Raw genomic sequence first — 15,539 nt, 5'->3', positions numbered from 1 at the left:
GAATCGGCGTGGCGGCGTGCACGCTCGCCGATTCGGATCCGGCGGTTGCCGGGGTAGGAAACGCCGCGACGGGGTATGACTGATCCATGACGCCTGTACGCTCCCTCGCTCGCGCCATGCTGAGCGGCATCTTCGTGGTCAGCGGATACCGCAACCTGCGCGCGCCGCAGCGGCTGGCCCAGAAGGCCGCGCCGGTGACCGACCGGGCGGCGCCGCTGCTGCGGAGGGTGCACCCCAGCTTCCCCACCGAGACCGAGCAGCTGATCCGACTCAACTCGGCGGTGCAGCTCGGTGCCGGGCTGATGCTCGCCACCGGAAAGCTCACCCGGCCGGCCGCCCTGGTCCTCGCCGGCACGATCGTGCCGACGACCGTCGCCGGGCATCCCTTCTGGAACAAGGAAGACGACCAGGCGACCCGCGACACAAACAAGATCCACTTCCTGAAGAACATAGGGCTTCTCGGTGGGCTGCTGCTCGCCGCCGCCGACACGGAGGGCAGGCCGGGTCTGCGTTGGCGTACCGGCCACCGCATCGGCCACTCTCGACGTTCCGTGGAGCGTGCCGTCCGGACGGCCAGGCGGGAGGCACGGATCGCCGTCCGATCCGCCGCCACCGCCCGCCGCATCCCGGGCTGACCTGCGTCGATCCTCCCCCTCACCGCCGCCACCCCCCGCTAAGGCCGCGAATTACCTGAACCACCCGGTAGGCGTTAACGCGGTGGAAATGTCAAAAACATGTGTGGGATCGGACACGGTCGCATAACGCGGGAGGCACTGACGTGAGGCGCCGTTCTAGGCTCCGTGCAGGACCTGGACGGGTAGGACGACCTTGGTACGGGGGTGGCCACGCCATGCCGACGGCTGTCGGTAGACGGGCGGACCGCCTCGCCCCAATCCAACGCGTGACGCGCAGGATCGATCGCAGGAAAGTCGTACGTGGCGCCATCGTGGCTGCCGTCGCCTATGCCGCATGGCTCGCCATCGGCACCTTCGGGCGTCCGTACAACTTCTTCGATATGAAGATCTACCACGGCGCGGTGGTGTGGTGGGCGAGCGGTCACGAGCTCTACGAGTTCATCGCGCCCGGCACAACGCTCGGTTTCACCTACCCCCCGTTCGCCGGGCTGGTGATGCTGCCGATGGCGCAACTGCCGATCGAGGCCGCCGGCATGGTGAACGCCCTCGCGAGCATCGCCGCGCTGGCCCTGGTGCTGGCCGGGCTTCTCCGGCCCATCGTGGACCGGCTGGCCTGGCCACTGTGGTTCACCGTGGCCCTGGCGGTGCCGCTCGCGGTCGCCATCGAACCGGGCCGGGAGACCCTCGGCTACGGCCAGGTCAACATCCTGCTCTTCGCGTTGATCATGGCTGATCTGATCGGGCTCCGCTGGCGTTCCCGCCGGGGCACCCACTACGCCGCGACGGACGGCCCCCTGCTGCGCTTCGTCTACGGCGGCGCCTGGGCGGGCGCCGGCATCGGTCTCGCCACAGCCGTCAAGCTCACCCCGGCGCTGTTCATCGCGTACCTGCTGATCACCCGCCAGTGGCGGGTCGCGGCCACCGCCATCGGCACCACGATCGGCGTGACCCTGGGCACGGTCGCGATCGTCGGCGACGAGTCGCGGACGTACTTCGGCAGCGTGCTCTGGCAGACCGAGCGGGTCGGCGCGGCGGACATGACGCCGAACCAGTCACTCGCCGGCCTGCTGGCCCGGCTGTACGACTCGATCGAGACCCCGGGGCTGCTGTGGTTCTCCTTCTCGGTGCTGATCCTGGCGCTCGGCCTGTCCCGGGCGGCCAGTTCCCGCGCCGACGGTGACGAGCTGACCGCGTTCACGCTTGTCGGCCTGACCGCAAACGTGATCAGCCCGATCTCCTGGACGCACCACCTGGTCTGGGTCATCCCCGCGATCATCGTCCTGGCCGACGCCGCCGTACGCCGCCGCGAGGCGAGCCGGGGGGTGACGCAGCGCTCCGGTCAGGGCCCGGCGTTCGGCGGGTTCCCCGGTCTCAACGGGCTCCGCCCGCCGATCTGGTATCCCACACTGACCGGGCTGCGGCACGGCGTCGCCGCGATCGGGCTCTACCTGCTCTTCCTGATCTCGCCGATCTGGCCGTACGAGCACCAACTGCCCGAGATGTCGCACTACCAGGACGGCCTGTTCGGCGCGCTGATGGAGAACTCGCTGGCGCTGGCGCTGATCGTGCTTGTCGCCGCGCTGCCGTGGCGGCCGGGCGCCGAGCCGGCGTTCTACGGCGACCGGCTGGCCCGGGCCGTGACTGTCAACGGCCGCCGCTGAACGATCAGGGGCAGTTGACCCATTCCTCGGTGCCGTCGGCGAAGACCTGCCGCTTCCAGATCGGCAGCCGGGCCTTGGCCTCGTCGACGAGTCGGGCGCACGCGGCGAAGGCCGCCGCGCGGTGCGCGGTGCTCACCGCGGCGACAAGCGCCACGTCACCGATGGCCAGCGGCCCGACGCGGTGCGACACCGCCACCGCGTAGACGTCGGGGTCGGCCGCGATCTCGGCGGCCACCTCGCGTAGCACCTGCACGGCGCTCGGATGTCCCTCGTACTCCAGGCTCACCACGGGTCGGCCGTGGTCGTGGTCGCGGACCACGCCCTGGAAGGAGACGACCGCGCCGGCCCGGCGGTCGGCGACGGCCGCCTCGTGCGCGGCGAGGTCGAGCGGCTGGTCGGTGACCTCGCCGAAGGTGATGGCCGGCGCGGTCACGACGCACGCTCCCCGGGTAGCAGCGGCAACGGCACGATCGGCACCCGGTCGCCCGCGGCGGCACTGGTGCCCGGTCTGATGACGGCGAACCCGTCCGCGCCGGCCAGCCCCCGCAGCATCGCCGAGCCGACGTGCCGCACCGGGAACGCGGTGCCGGCCAGCCGGTCCACACGGACCAACGCCAGGTGGGTGTGGTCACCGCGGCCGGGCACCGCCTCGGCCAGTGTGACCTGCGGCAGCACCGGCATCGGGCGGCCCTGGAGGCCGGCGAGCAGCGGGGCGACAAGCGACACCAACGCGACGATCGCGGACTGCGGGTTACCCGGCAGCCCGGCCACGAACCGGACCCGCCCGTCGTCACCGACGAGGCGGGCCAGCAGCATCGGGAAGCCCGGCCGCACGGCCACCGTGTTGACCACGTAGTCGGCGCCGAGCGCCTGCAACGTCGGGTGCAGGTGGTCGACCGGCCCGTTCATCGTGCCGCCCGTGGTGCAGACCAGATCGGCGCTGGCCAGAGCGGCGCGCAGGGCCGCCACGTGCGCGGGCAGCGTGTCGGCCACCGGGCCCACCACGTCCGCCGCCCGCACCTGGCAGCCGTACCGGCGCAGCCACCCCGGCACCGCCGGCCCAAGCGCGTCCCGGACCCGACCGGCCGCGGGCGGCCCCGCCGTGAGCAGCTCGTCGCCGAACACCAGCAGCGCGGCGCGCGGCGCACGCCGGACCCGCAGCGCGTCATGCCCGCAGGAAGCCGCCAGGCCGATCACCGCCGGGTCGATCGGCGTGCCGACCGGCAACAGCTCCTCATCGGCGTACGCCTCCTCGCCCGGCTGCCGCCACTCCGGCGTCGACCGGGGAGTGCCGCGAACGAGGCCCTCGACGACCGTCGACTCCTCCACGCGCAGCACCGCAGTGGCGCCCTCGGGCACCATGGCGCCGGTGGCGATCTCGACTGTCGTGTCGTCCTCGGTGAGCGGCGCTGGGGTCTGACCGGCCAGCACCCGACCGACGACGCGCCACGGGCCGGCGCCACGCACCGCCCAGCCGTCAACGCTCGAGGTGGGGAAGGCGGGCAGGTCGGTGCGGGTGGTCAACGGCTCTGCCAGGGTCGACCCGTCGGTGTCGGCCAGCGGTCGGGCGACCACGGGGAGCGCGGCGGCCAGGCCGACGGCGTACACCCGGGATCGCGCCTCCTCCCAGCCGGCCGGCGGGGGAGCTGCGACCCGGTCCGTGGTTGGTGCCGTTTCCGTACTCACCGGCCGAGCCTATCGGGACGCGCCGACACCCGTCGGCGCCTGGCACGGACCCGTCAGTGGTCGCCGCCGCGAAGCTGGTCGACCGTGTGCCCGAGGATCGGACCGAGCACGGCCAGCCCGTCGCGCGCGCCACCTGTGGAGCCCGGCAGGTTGACCACGAGCATCCGGCCGGCCACCCCGGCCAGCCCTCGGGACAGCACCGAGGTGGGCACCCGGTCCCGGCTGTGGGCGCGGATGGCCTCGGCGATGCCGGGGATCTCGTAGTCGAGCAGACCCCGGGTCACGTCGGGCGTCCGGTCCGACGGGGTGACGCCGGTGCCGCCGCTTGTCAGCACCACGTCGACGCCGTCGGCGACCGCCGCCCGCAGGGCCACGCCGACCGGTTCGCCGTCGGGCACCACCACCGGCTCGTCGACCTCGCACCCCAGCTCACGCAGGCCGGCCATGAGCAGCGGCCCGCTGGTGTCGGCGTAGACACCGGCCGAAGCCCGGTTGGACGCGACGATGACCCGGGCCCGGATCATGACCGGTCCTCCGGTCGAACCCACTCGCCGGTCTTGCCGCCCTCCTTGCGCAGCACCCGGACCGCCTCCACGGAGGCCGCGGGATCGACCGCCTTGACCATGTCGATCAGGGCGAGACCGGCGACGGCGACGGCGGTGAGCGCCTCCATCTCGACGCCCGTCCGGTCGGCCGTGCGCGCGGTGGCCGTGATCTCGACGGTGTCGGCGGTCAACAGCAGGTCGACGGTGACGCCGTGCAGGGCTATCGGATGGCAGAGCGGAATCAGATCGGGGGTGCGCTTGGCGCCCATGATCCCGGCCAACCGCCCCACCGCCAGCGCGTCACCCTTGGGCAACCCGTCGCGGTGCAGCAGGTCGATGACCTCGGGCGTGGTGCGCAGGCGGCCACCCGCGACGGCCATCCGGCCACTCACCGGCTTGGCGGAGACGTCGACCATGCGGGCCGCGCCGGCGCGGTCGACGTGGCTGAGCTGGGCGGGTTCGGTCACGGTCGTGAGCCTATCGGGACGGTACGACGTCCACCTGTTCGGAAAGGAGCGGCGCCCGACCGCCAACCACGCCGGGTGCTGCGGCGCAGGGACGCAGGCACCGCTCCTCCCTCACCACCCGCAGCCGAAGTCGCTGGGGGGACCCGGCTGCGGGCGCGTGTCGGCGACCCGGTTCTGCCCACGGGCAGAACCTCCCCCGTTCGCCGCTACGGCCGAAGAAGCTACCGGGGGCGGCGATAAGAAATCGATAAGCACCGTACGGGCAGGTCAGTGGGCGTTCACGGCGGTCGTGCCCAGCTCCGCGAGGCGACGCTCGACCTCGAAGCGCTCCGGCACGCCCATCCGCCGGAAGATCGCCAGCGCCCGCTCCCAGTGCCGGCGAGCCTCCGCCCGGTCGGTACGGGCGAAGTGCTCGGCCAGGCAGGCAAGCGCACGGCCCTGCTCGTACGGGTTGGAGATCCGCCCCGCAAGCCGAAGCCCTTCACGGAGAGCATCCGATCCGGCGGCCAGCTCCCCCGTCGCCAGCAGCGTCATGCCCAGATCGTTCAGTGCGGCGCACTGTGCATGCCGCTCGCCGGAGTCGTTTGCCAACTCGAAGGCGGCCTCGTGCTGCCGCCTGGCCAGATCCAGCTGTCCCAGCCCTCGATAGGCAGTACCAAGTGTGTTCCGCGCCTCGGCTTCGCCGTACCGGTGCCCGGTACGGCGAAACAGCGCCAGCGAGGAACTCAACAAGATCACAGCTCGCCTGAACTGTCCGAGCCGTACGCGTACCGCCGCGAGATGGCTCAGGGCGTTCGCCAGGTGGTAGTAGTCCTGTTTCAGCCGAGCCTGGAACAGGTGGTGCCGGTGGACCCTCATGGCCTCGTCCCAGCGACCGAGCGAGGCCAACGCGAGGCCCAGGTTCGGCAGGGCCAGTGGTACGCGGTTGTCGTAGAGTCCGCCGGCGAGGCTCTGCCGCCCCAGGGCCACAGCCTCCTCGAGATTGCCGCTCAGCCAGTTGACGACACACAGATTCGCGCGAAGCTTGGCCAACTCCCGCACGTCGTCTATCGCCTGGAACAGCGCGATCGCCGCGTGGAGGTGGTCGGACGCTGACCGGTGGGAGCCGGTCTTCGCCAAGGCCGATGCGAGGTAGTTGTGCATTGTGCCCATCGCCCGTTGGTGGCCGATGATCTTCGCCGAGGCAAGCCCCAGCTCCTGGGTGTACAGGATGTCGTCGAAGTAGCCGCGCACGTACAAAAAGCGCCAGAGCACCCGGGACAGCTTCCATACGTGGTGGTGAAGCTCGTACGCCGCGCCGAGGCCCACAAGCATCGCCAGGTTCAGGCGCTCCCGTTCGAGCCATTCGACACCAGCGATGATGTCGGGGCTGGTGAGATCCGGACGCGAGAACAGCCCGGGATCGACCTCTCCACGGACATCGACGGCGCGATGTAGCTCCTTTGCGGCTTCGAGGGAGGCATGAAGGGCGAAGTCCAGTAAGCGCCGCACAGCCGTCCTGGTGGCCTCTGGTCCGTCCGCCGCCAGCAGCTGCGCGCGCGAATACTGACGTAGGAGGTTGTGCAGCCGGTACCGGCCCCCTTCGATCTCCTCGACCAGGTGCCGATCGACCAGATCGTCGAGCAGTTCGACGGCAGCGGCGCGAGGCAGATCGAGCAGAGCCGCGACCATCTCCGCGCTGTACTGGCCCGCGTGGATGCTCAACAGACGAAAGGCACGCTTCGCCGGCTCCGGAATCGGCTCGTACGACGCGGCGAAGGCTCGCGCGAGAGTCCGGTCGCCCACGTGGAACTGGTCGACCGACGGTGGCTCCGCGGCCAGCAGCGCGGCGAGGTCCGCGACCCGCCTTGCGGGGCGATGCGCAAGTCGGGACCCGGCGAGTCGAATCGCCAGCGGGAGATACCCACAACGGCGGACGACCTCGGCGGCCGCATCCGGCTCCGACGCCACCCTCTCGATCCCGCCACTCTGCGACAGCAGCGCCATCCCTTCCGCGAGGGTCATCAGTGGCAGCGACTCCGGCGGGCCGACGTCCAGGTCAGCCAGTCGTCGACGGGACGTCACGAGGACCGCGGCGCCCGGTGCGGTTGGTAGCAGGGGGAGTATCTGGCTGCTGTCAGCAACGTTGTCGAGGACGACGACGACTCTTCTGGCTGCCAGTTCTCGACGCCACAACTCGACGCGATGATCCAAGTCGGCAGGAATGCGGCCACCTGGCACACCCAACTGTCGGAGCAGGGTGAAGAGCGCCGTGAACGGCTCGATGGCCTCTTCGTCCCCGTGCCCCTGTAGGTCGATGAAGAGTTGCGCGTCGCGGTACTTCGGGGCGAGCTTGCGCGCCACATGGAGAGCAACTGTCGTTTTTCCGCTTCCCGCCATCCCGTCAACCACAAGTACCGCGGACGCACGGCCCTCCACCCGGCTGACGTGACTGAGCAGACGGCTGACGCACTCCTTCCGGCCGACGAACTCGATCACCGTTCTGGGAAGCCAGTCAGCAGCGACCCGCTCACCAGTGATCCCCGGGCCACTCGCGGACGGCAGACGGTCTTCGTCGTGGCTGGACACGCCAGTCCGGTTCGGCCTTCGTACCCGACCCAGTTCAGCCTCGTACAGTGCCTGCATCTCCGCCCCAGGCTCAACTCCGAGCTGATCTTGCAGCACGTGGCGCGCCTCGTGGTACGCCTCGACCAGTCCGGCCGTGTCACCGTTCCGCTGAAGAACTCGCATCAGGAGCAACCGAGCGGATTCCCGTAACGGATGCTCGGCGATCACCCGCCGCAGTAACGGCACCGCCCGCCCTGCGTGACCGCGCTGCGACTGAAGATCGGCGAGGAGTTCAACCGCGAGAGCCCGCTCCTCCTCTATCGCGACACGCTGAGTCGCCAGTACGGGGCCGAGCGTCATTCCTGCGAGTACCGATCCCCTCCACTCCGACATGGCACGTTCCAGAACGGCCTCGGCCCGGTCGAGTTCACCTTCCGCGACGAGCTTCCGGGAATGGTGATGATCTGCCATGAAACGGAAAGAGTCGATCGTCTCGGTCGGCAGCTCCAATCGATAACCGCTGCCCTCTCTCACCAGAGCGCCGCGCCCTTCGTCAGTCGCGTCGAACGTACGGCGCAGGCTGGCGGCGTAGGTGCGGATATTGGGGAGCGCCGATCGAGGCGGGTTCGTCCCCCACAACTCGTCGACCAGCTCGTCGGGAGTGACGAGCCGACCCGGATGCAGCGCGAACATGGCAAGCACACTGCGTTGCTTCGGGGTCCCCAACCCCTGCCGCTCGCCCGAGATGAGCAGCGAAAGGCCACCAAGTACTCGAATCTCCACCATCCATCGACCCCCCAGCCTTGAGGGCGATCTCATCGGGCCCACCATAACCACCACGAACTTCCGCGAGCGGACCGCCAACCCACTCCGAGGTGAGGTGCGCCTCTGACCGAAGTCGGCGCCTGGTTAACCGAATCGGCGGATGAGGTGCGACGATCCAGTACCGACACTGGTGGTTGCGGCTCAGGCAACCGATCACCCAGCGACATTCTGCGACGGCGAAGCTGCCCTACGAAAGCAGTTGGACGCTCTCCGCACCGAAGTGCGAACAGAATGTCACTAATCGGCACCGAATTGACTAATAATGGTGATAGCGACATTTATCGGCCCTAACCGGGGCCTACTCCACTTAAGCTCCCTTCATGGATCCGGTTCCCCAACAAGTTGGGTAGCCGAACGAGAGAAAGGAGTAGGTGAAATGCGCGGTAACGAGTGGGGCTGACATCGACGCGGGACTTCCGCGTCACACAGAGGTATGGTTCGAGCACGATAGGCGTGGTCATCCGGGAGTTGAGTGACCTCTTCACGACGGCGCGAGAGCGAGACCGAGCGACGGCTACGGCCGCTCGTCGGTCTCCTCGTCGTTGCCGCCACGGTCGTTACGCTCGCCGCCCTGCGAGTGATCTTGACCTCCGGGCCGGAAGCGGTACCTGACGTCGCGACTCTCGTGACCCTCACTTTCATGATCACCGTCGGGGCGTTCGTCAAGGCACGTGTCCGCGTGCGCTCCACCGTGCATCTGATCAGTTGGAGCGAAGCGGCAATCGTCATAGCGGCTGCCATCGCGCCGATGTCCTGGTTGATCGTCTGTACCTGCGTGGGCATCACGCTCGCCTCCGTCCGCCTGCCGACTATCAAGCTGACCTTCGGCGTCAGCAAGAACATCCTTGTCGCGGCTGGTGCAGGCCTGACGTTCACGGTGCTCGACTGGACCTGGCCCACGATGGACGCCCCGCAGCTGGTGGGAATCCTGGCTTTCGCGTACCTTTCGGCTGCTCTGCTGGACGAGACATTGGCAATCCCGGTCATCGCCCTGGCGTCCGGAAGCAAGATTTCATCGCAGTTCAAGAGCAACCTGGACCTCCGGCTTGCCGGGTACGGGGTCCGGTTCGTGGTGGCCGCGATCACCCTGCTCATCCTTCAGGCGGAGCCCCGCCTCCTCCTCGCCGTCCCGCCCCTGGTCCTGAGCCTGCACCTCGCCTACTCCGCGCGCATCCGGGGCCGCACCGAACAGCAGGCGTGGCAACGGCTCGCTCGCACCACCGACGCGCTCAACGTGGTCGACCTGGACGACGTCCTGACCACCGCCGTCACCCAGGCCGCCGAATTGTTCTCCGCCGACGAGGTCGAGATCGAGCTGCACGACGGCGGCCGCACCGTACGCGGTGGCACGGGCGGACTCTCCTTCGACGGCCCGACCGGCGCAACCGCCGAGGTGAACGCCACAGTCATCCCGACCCCTCTGGAGGGCCACGACCGCTCCGTCGACGTCGGCGTGCTGCGGCTGCGTTTCCGGGGACCGGTGCAGCTCTCCGAGCGGGAGCAGTACACGCTGCGCACCTTCGCGTCCGCGCTCTGCACCGCCGTCCGCAACGCCCAGGCGTACGCCGAACTGGCCCGGGTTGCCGACGAGCACGCGTACGCCGCCACTCATGACGCACTCACCGACCTGGCGAACCGTAGGCATCTGCTCGACCAGGGCACCGAGCAGTTGAGCGCGCGGCACGCCGACGGCGTCACCGCGCTGGTGTTGATCGACCTCAACCACTTCAAGGAGGTCAACGACACTCTCGGGCACGCCGCCGGTGACCAGGTGCTGGTGCAGGTCGCCGACCGGTTGAGCGGAGCCGCCCAGTCCAGCGATCTCGTGGCGCGCCTCGGCGGCGACGAGTTCGCCGTACTCCTGCGCGGGCTGCCTGCCCCGGCGGTGGCCGCACACCGCGCGGAGACGCTGCTCGCCGCGCTGCACGAGCCGTTCGAGCTGGACGGCATGCGGATCAGCGTCGAGGCCAGCGGCGGAATCTCCGTCGCGCCGACCAGCGGCGGCATGCCCGAGCTGCTGCGCCGCGCCGACGTCGCGATGTACCAGGCGAAGCGCGCCGGGCTGCGGATCTCCACGTACGCCCCGGCGCGGGACACCGCCGACCTGGGCCGCCTCACTCTCGGCGGTGACCTGCCGCGGGCGGTCGAGGACCACGAGTTCGTCGTCAACTTCCAGCCGATCGTCGACCTGGGCACCGGCGAGGTGACAAGCGCCGAGGCCCTGGCCCGCTGGCACCACCCCACCCACGGCATGATCGACCCGCTGCGGTTCCTGGAGGCGGTGGAACGCTCCGGGCTGCTGCCGGCGTTCGCCGAGGCGATCCTCGACCAGGCGTTGACAGCTGCGGGCAGTTGGCGCGACGCGGGCTTCGACGTACCGGTCGCGGTAAACGTGTCGCCGCGCAGCCTCCTCGACGCGCGTTTCCCAGGTTCGGTGCTGGCCCGCCTGCGCGCCCACGACCTTCCACCGGACCGGCTGGTGCTGGAGTTGACCGAGACGCTGACGCTCAGCCAGCTCGACGTGGTCGACCGGGTGCTGAGCCGGCTCCGCGAGGAGGGCGTACGGCTGGCGTTGGACGACTTCGGCACCGGTTACTCGTCTCTCTCCCTGCTCTCCCGGATCCCCGTGCACGAGCTCAAGATCGACCGCAGCTTCGTCACGACCATGGAGAGTTCGGCCGAGGCCGCCGCCGTCATCCGTTCCACCCTCGACCTGGGCCGCAGCCTCGACCTGGACGTGGTCGCCGAGGGGGTGGAGAGCGAGCCGCAGCGCCGCGCCCTCTGGGAGTTGGGCTGCGTCGCCGGCCAGGGGCACCTGTTCGCGCGGCCGATGCCGGCCGGCACTCTCCTGGCGGCCCTGCAACGCGGCTCGGGCGGCCGACCGGGTGCCCTGGCCACCCCGCTGCACGACGCCGGGGCGGTGATCCGGCTGAACCAGACCCGCCGCCAGGCCGGGCGCAACAGGCTCCCGCACCTCCCCGCCTGACCGGGCACCGGCCTCCGGGAGTGAGGTGGGCGCAGCCTGGTCTGCCAAACTGTCGCCCGTGACCGCCGACGCCCCGACCGCCCGCCGCTGGCACTGGCGGGCACTCGACACCGCCGCCGACGGGCTCGCCCTCGACCTCGGCCTCTACGCCGTCTCCGCCCTCTTCGCAGCGATCACCGCCGTCACCTCGACGCTGCTGCCGCACCGCGCGTGGGGGGCCGTCGCAGCCGTCGGCTACCTGGTCGCGGCACTGGCGGTGGTCGTCCAGCTCCTGCTACGCCGGCGCACCCCCACCTCCCGGCTCGCCGGCCTCCCCGCCCGGTGGACGGTCACCGCCCTCACCTGGGTGAGCACCGCACTGCTGCCGGTCATCTGGCAGAGCGTCGAGCGCACCGCCGGCCGCACCGACCGGGCCCAGGAGGAGGTCCTGGTCGTGGAGCACGCGGGCACCCGCCTGCTGGAGCACGGCACCCCCTACCTCGGGCCCGACGCCATCGCCGCCCTCCCGCCCGGCGAACAACTGCTCGGCTACACCCCGTACCAACCGGGCATGGCCCTGTTCGGCCTGCCCAGAGCACTGATCGACACGTGGTGGACCGACTCCCGCGTCTGGTTCGCGGTGGGTACCGCGCTGGCGCTCGCCCTGGCGGTGCTCGCCCTGCGCGGAAAACCGGCAGCCAACCGGAAGACCGGCACGGGAAACCGCCGGGACTCCGCGCTTCTGCGCGGCGTGCAGGCCGCCACCGTCCTGCCGATCTGCGCCCTCACCCTCGCCACCGGCGGGGACGACCTCCCCGTACTCGCGCTCTGCCTGCTGGCCCTCGCGCTCGCCGCCGCCGAACGGCCCGGCGCGGCCGGCATCGCGGTCGGCCTGGCCGGCGCTCTCAAGCTGTTCGCCTGGCCGGTCGCCCTCGTCCTGATCGTCTGGGGCCTCACCCGGCGGGCCGGCACGCGGGTCGCCGCCGGCGCGATCGGACTGCCGGTCGCCGCGCTGGTCCCGGCCCTGCTTGTCGACCGCGACGCACTTGTCGAGAACGTCCTGCGCTTCCCCCTCGGCCACGGCCTGGTGACCAGTCCGGCGCAGTCCCCGTTCCCCGGCCACCTGATCGCCTCGGCGCTGCCCGCCGGTCGTATCATCGCCGCCGCCCTACTGATCGCGGTCGGCCTGGCCATCGCCGTCCGGCTCGCCCGCCGACCGCCCCGCACGGCCGTCGCCACGGCGCTGATCTGCGGGTACGGACTACTCGCCGCCATCGCCCTGATGCCCTCGACCCGGTTCGGCTACCTGCTGTACCCGCTCGCCCTACTCGCCTGGGCACCCGCCCTGCACCGCCGCACCGACACGTCGGGTGTCCCCGCGCCCGGTGAGCTGTCCGGTCGGGCCACTTCGGCGTAACTGCCGGGCGCGATCCCACCTCAGGGCGTAGACCTGAAGGCATGACCACGTACCGCGACCGCGCCGACGCGGGCCAGGTGCTCGCCGAGCGACTCACCGCACTCATCGGCGACCCCGACGTCGTCGTCCTCGGCCTCGTCCGCGGCGGCGTACCTGTCGCGCGTGTCGTCGCCGAACGACTCGGCGCACCGCTCGACGTGCTCGTGGTCCGCAAGCTCGGCATGCCGTGGGCCCGCGAGGTCGCCTTCGGCGCACTCGGTCCGGGCGGCGTGCAGGTCCTCAACGACGCGGTGGCCAGCCGACTCAGCGGCGACGACATCGCCGAGGTCAGACACCGCGAACAGACCGAGTTGGAGCGCCGGGAACGCCTCTACCGCGCCGGGCGGCCCCCGCTGGCCCTCGCCGGACGGATCGCGGTCATCGTCGACGACGGCCTGGCCACCGGGGCGACCGCACGCGCCGCCGTCGAGGTCGTCCGCCAGCTTGGCGCCCGCCGCGTGGTGGTCGCCGTCCCGGTCGGCGCCCAGGAGGCGTACGAGCTGCTCGCCGCCGAGGCCGACCAGGTCGTCTGCGCCCAACGCCCCGCCGACTTCGGCGCGGTGAGCGTCTACTACGACGACTTCCACGAGGTGTCCGACGAAGAGGTCACCGAGGCGCTCACAGCAACTGCATAGGTGGACCAGGTACCGTCGGGTGATGAGTCTCACCTGTCCCAAGTGCCACGGAGAAATGCGTCAGTACGAGCGCAGCGGAGTCGTCATCGACCAGTGCGGGGAGTGCCGGGGCATCTTCCTGGACCGCGGCGAGCTGGAGAAGCTGTTCGAGGCGGAGGCCAACTGGAGCCGTCAGCAGGCCGGCGGCCCGCCACCGGCGCCGATGCAGCAGCCCGGTGGTTACCCGCCCGGCCAGCACCAGCCCGGCTACGGTGCTGTCCCCCCGCCGCCGCCCCCGCCGCCCGCCCACGGCTACCCGCCGGCGCCCGCGTACGGCCACCAGCAGCAGCACCACGGCTACCACGGGCACTACCGGCAGAAGAAGCGCAAGGGCTTCCTCGACGAGATGTTCGGCTGAGCGGACCGGCACCACCCCCGCCCGGGCCGAACCGCGCGTCGGCCCGGGCGCTTCGTTGGCCGGGAACTGTTGGCGGGTGCCGCCGCCCGTGCGAGGCTGCACCGCATGACCCCGATCCGGGCGGAGCAGGCGCTGGCTCAGGCGTACGACGGAATCACCGCAACTGTCGACGGCCTGGACGACGCCGCCCTGCAACGCGCCACCCGGTGTCACGGGTGGCTCGTCGCGGACCTGCTCCTGCACGTCCTCGGTGACGCCCAGCGCGCCCTGGTGGCACTGGCCAGTCCCGTCGACGGCCCCGCCGACACCGACGACGTGAGCTACTGGCGTGACTTCCCCGGCAACGACGACGAGGCGGCCCGGCACGCCTGGTGGGTCCGCCGGTCGGCCGCCGCGTTCGACAGTCCCACCGGGATCGTCCGGCTGTGGGCGGAGACCGCGCCGGCCGCGGTCCGCGCTGCCACGTCAGCCGACCCGACCGGGTACGTGACCACGCAGGGGCACGTGCTGCGGGTACCCGACTTCCTCGCCACTCTGACCACCGAGGCCGTCGTGCACCACCTGGACCTCACGCCGGAACTGCCCGACGCGCCGGCACCCGGCCCACTCGCGGTACGCGTCGCGGTGGCCACGATGGACGGCCTGTTGAGCGACGACACCGTCCGACCGGCCGCCTGGGACGACCACGAATTCCTGCTGAAGGCCACCGGGCGGATGCCACTCACCGACCGGGACCGGCTGGAACTGGGCGAGTCAGCGGGCTGGTTTCCGCTGCTCGGCTGACATCGAGTAATTTCTGGCGTCAGCTTCGCTGGCCGCCTTCTCCTGCCTCAGAAGATCAACCGCCATTATCTTCTTCGCAACTTCGGCTTTGCGGGCCAAGGCGACGGTCGCTTCCGAGTACAGAAGAGTCACTATCTTCTCGGCAGGCCCGCATGTCGTTCCGATCGTGTAGATCGTTTTATGCGGCCGCACGGAGAGGCCATCGATACTATGACTTCGGAGGAAGGCCGCAAACGACTCAAGTAGACGCTTGCTGCCTACCAACCTGAATTGCGAGAACGTGGATTGACTGGGACTCGGTCGGCGGTAGGTGCCGATTGAGCCGTCTCCGTCAACGACGCCGCGCCAAAAGTCACGTGATTCGTCCAGCCCTTCGCCGATCGGACCGTCGTATCTCCCCAGAGTGACCAGCCGCTCTGCCAGACGTGCCGAGCGTACCGAGAACTGGCACGATCCGTGCGTGGGGCTAGGTGCTGAGATGCTGCTAGTCGAACCGAGGAACGTGCGTAGCGATGCGAGATGGTCGCGGTCCCGTTGGGCGAGGCCCACGGAGATCTGCGGCAGGTGGTTTGGCCGATACGTCACACACCCGTCAGCGAAGAGAAACCCTATCCAGTAGCAGGTTTCCGGCGACATTTGGTCGAACGCATCGTGCCGAAGGGTGTGGATAGTCCTTCGAAGAACGACGCCACGGCGGCTCAGCAAGCCACGCATGCCTGGTTCGGTCAGCCCGAATTTCTTCGCCACCTCGGTCACGGACAGTCCTTCGGAATATTGCTTTACAGCCTCCGCACGTTCTAGGTCAGTCAACTTGGCAACAGAACGAGCCGGGACTCCTCGCCGTCGCAACAGGCCACGCACTGCCTGCCTGCTGACACCGTACGAGCTAGCGATGCGAGTAAGACTCTCGCCCGTTCCCGCGCGTCGAACAACGTCT

Annotated in this window: 13 protein-coding genes; 7 read left to right on the top strand and 6 right to left on the bottom strand. The window is 70.2% G+C overall.

All coding sequences use genetic code 11. The features are described from left to right. Positions 1-86 precede the first annotated feature (86 nt). Both ACFY1S_RS14920 and ACFY1S_RS14915 read left to right on the top strand, forming a co-directional pair. Positions 87-635: a DoxX family protein gene (locus ACFY1S_RS14920; RefSeq protein ID WP_387117332.1), complete on the top strand. Its 549-nt coding sequence runs from the start codon at positions 87-89 to the stop codon at positions 633-635. 215 nt (positions 636-850) lie between these two features. Next, positions 851-2,296, top strand: coding sequence for a glycosyltransferase 87 family protein (locus ACFY1S_RS14915; RefSeq protein ID WP_387117329.1), 1,446 nt, complete (start codon positions 851-853; stop codon positions 2,294-2,296). A gap of 4 nt (positions 2,297-2,300) precedes the next feature. On the opposite strand, the gene ACFY1S_RS14910 is transcribed toward ACFY1S_RS14915, so the two are convergent. The 5 genes from ACFY1S_RS14910 to ACFY1S_RS14890 all read right to left on the bottom strand — a co-directional run bounded on the left by ACFY1S_RS14910 (position 2,301) and on the right by ACFY1S_RS14890 (position 8,327). Then, positions 2,301-2,729 (bottom strand): molybdenum cofactor biosynthesis protein MoaE, encoded by a 429-nt coding sequence (locus ACFY1S_RS14910; RefSeq protein WP_139586432.1) that lies wholly within the window; start codon positions 2,727-2,729, stop codon positions 2,301-2,303. Next, positions 2,726-3,982, bottom strand: coding sequence for a molybdopterin molybdotransferase MoeA (locus ACFY1S_RS14905; protein ID WP_387117326.1), 1,257 nt, complete (start codon positions 3,980-3,982; stop codon positions 2,726-2,728). The genes ACFY1S_RS14910 and ACFY1S_RS14905 overlap by 4 nt, the downstream gene beginning before the upstream one ends. A 53-nt stretch (positions 3,983-4,035) precedes the next feature. Continuing rightward, entirely contained in the window at positions 4,036-4,506 is a 471-nt protein-coding gene (locus ACFY1S_RS14900; protein ID WP_387117323.1) for a molybdenum cofactor biosynthesis protein B, read from the bottom strand. Next, a complete protein-coding gene (moaC, locus tag ACFY1S_RS14895; protein WP_139586429.1) occupies positions 4,503-4,994 on the bottom strand; it encodes a cyclic pyranopterin monophosphate synthase MoaC in 492 nt (163 codons plus the stop codon). Before moaC ends, ACFY1S_RS14900 begins: the two co-directional genes overlap by 4 nt. Positions 4,995-5,261: 267 nt before the next feature. Continuing rightward, positions 5,262-8,327: a BTAD domain-containing putative transcriptional regulator gene (locus ACFY1S_RS14890; protein WP_387117318.1), complete on the bottom strand. Its 3,066-nt coding sequence runs from the start codon at positions 8,325-8,327 to the stop codon at positions 5,262-5,264. A gap of 511 nt (positions 8,328-8,838) precedes the next feature. On the opposite strand from ACFY1S_RS14890, the gene ACFY1S_RS14885 reads away from it, so the two are divergent. The 5 genes from ACFY1S_RS14885 (at position 8,839) to ACFY1S_RS14865 (ending at position 14,602) form a co-directional block, all read left to right on the top strand. After that, on the top strand, positions 8,839-11,352 hold the full coding sequence (locus tag ACFY1S_RS14885) for a putative bifunctional diguanylate cyclase/phosphodiesterase (protein WP_387117315.1): 2,514 nt from the start codon (positions 8,839-8,841) through the stop codon (positions 11,350-11,352). 58 nt (positions 11,353-11,410) lie between these two features. Further along, complete coding sequence (locus ACFY1S_RS14880; RefSeq protein WP_387117312.1) at positions 11,411-12,748, top strand: glycosyltransferase 87 family protein; 1,338 nt, start codon at positions 11,411-11,413, stop codon at positions 12,746-12,748. 41 nt (positions 12,749-12,789) lie between these two features. Next, entirely contained in the window at positions 12,790-13,422 is a 633-nt protein-coding gene (locus tag ACFY1S_RS14875; RefSeq protein ID WP_387117309.1) for a phosphoribosyltransferase, read from the top strand. Positions 13,423-13,441: 19 nt separating this feature from the next. Then, positions 13,442-13,819 carry a zf-TFIIB domain-containing protein gene (locus tag ACFY1S_RS14870; protein WP_357984693.1) on the top strand — a complete coding sequence of 126 codons (378 nt, stop codon included), beginning with the start codon at positions 13,442-13,444 and terminating at the stop codon, positions 13,817-13,819. Positions 13,820-13,924: 105 nt separating this feature from the next. Further along, positions 13,925-14,602, top strand: a complete 678-nt coding sequence (locus ACFY1S_RS14865; RefSeq protein ID WP_387117306.1) for a maleylpyruvate isomerase N-terminal domain-containing protein — start codon at positions 13,925-13,927, stop codon at positions 14,600-14,602. Here the strand turns inward: ACFY1S_RS14865 and ACFY1S_RS14860 are convergent. Continuing rightward, positions 14,573-15,358, bottom strand: a complete 786-nt coding sequence (locus tag ACFY1S_RS14860) for a hypothetical protein (RefSeq protein WP_387117303.1) — start codon at positions 15,356-15,358, stop codon at positions 14,573-14,575. The genes ACFY1S_RS14865 and ACFY1S_RS14860 overlap by 30 nt on opposite strands. Between the last annotated feature and the right edge of the window lie 181 nt (positions 15,359-15,539).

It is taken from the genome of Micromonospora sp. NPDC000663 (assembly GCF_042898105.1).
Taxonomy (GTDB): domain Bacteria; phylum Actinomycetota; class Actinomycetes; order Mycobacteriales; family Micromonosporaceae; genus Micromonospora.
This window is presented reverse-complemented; position numbering and strand designations above follow the sequence as displayed.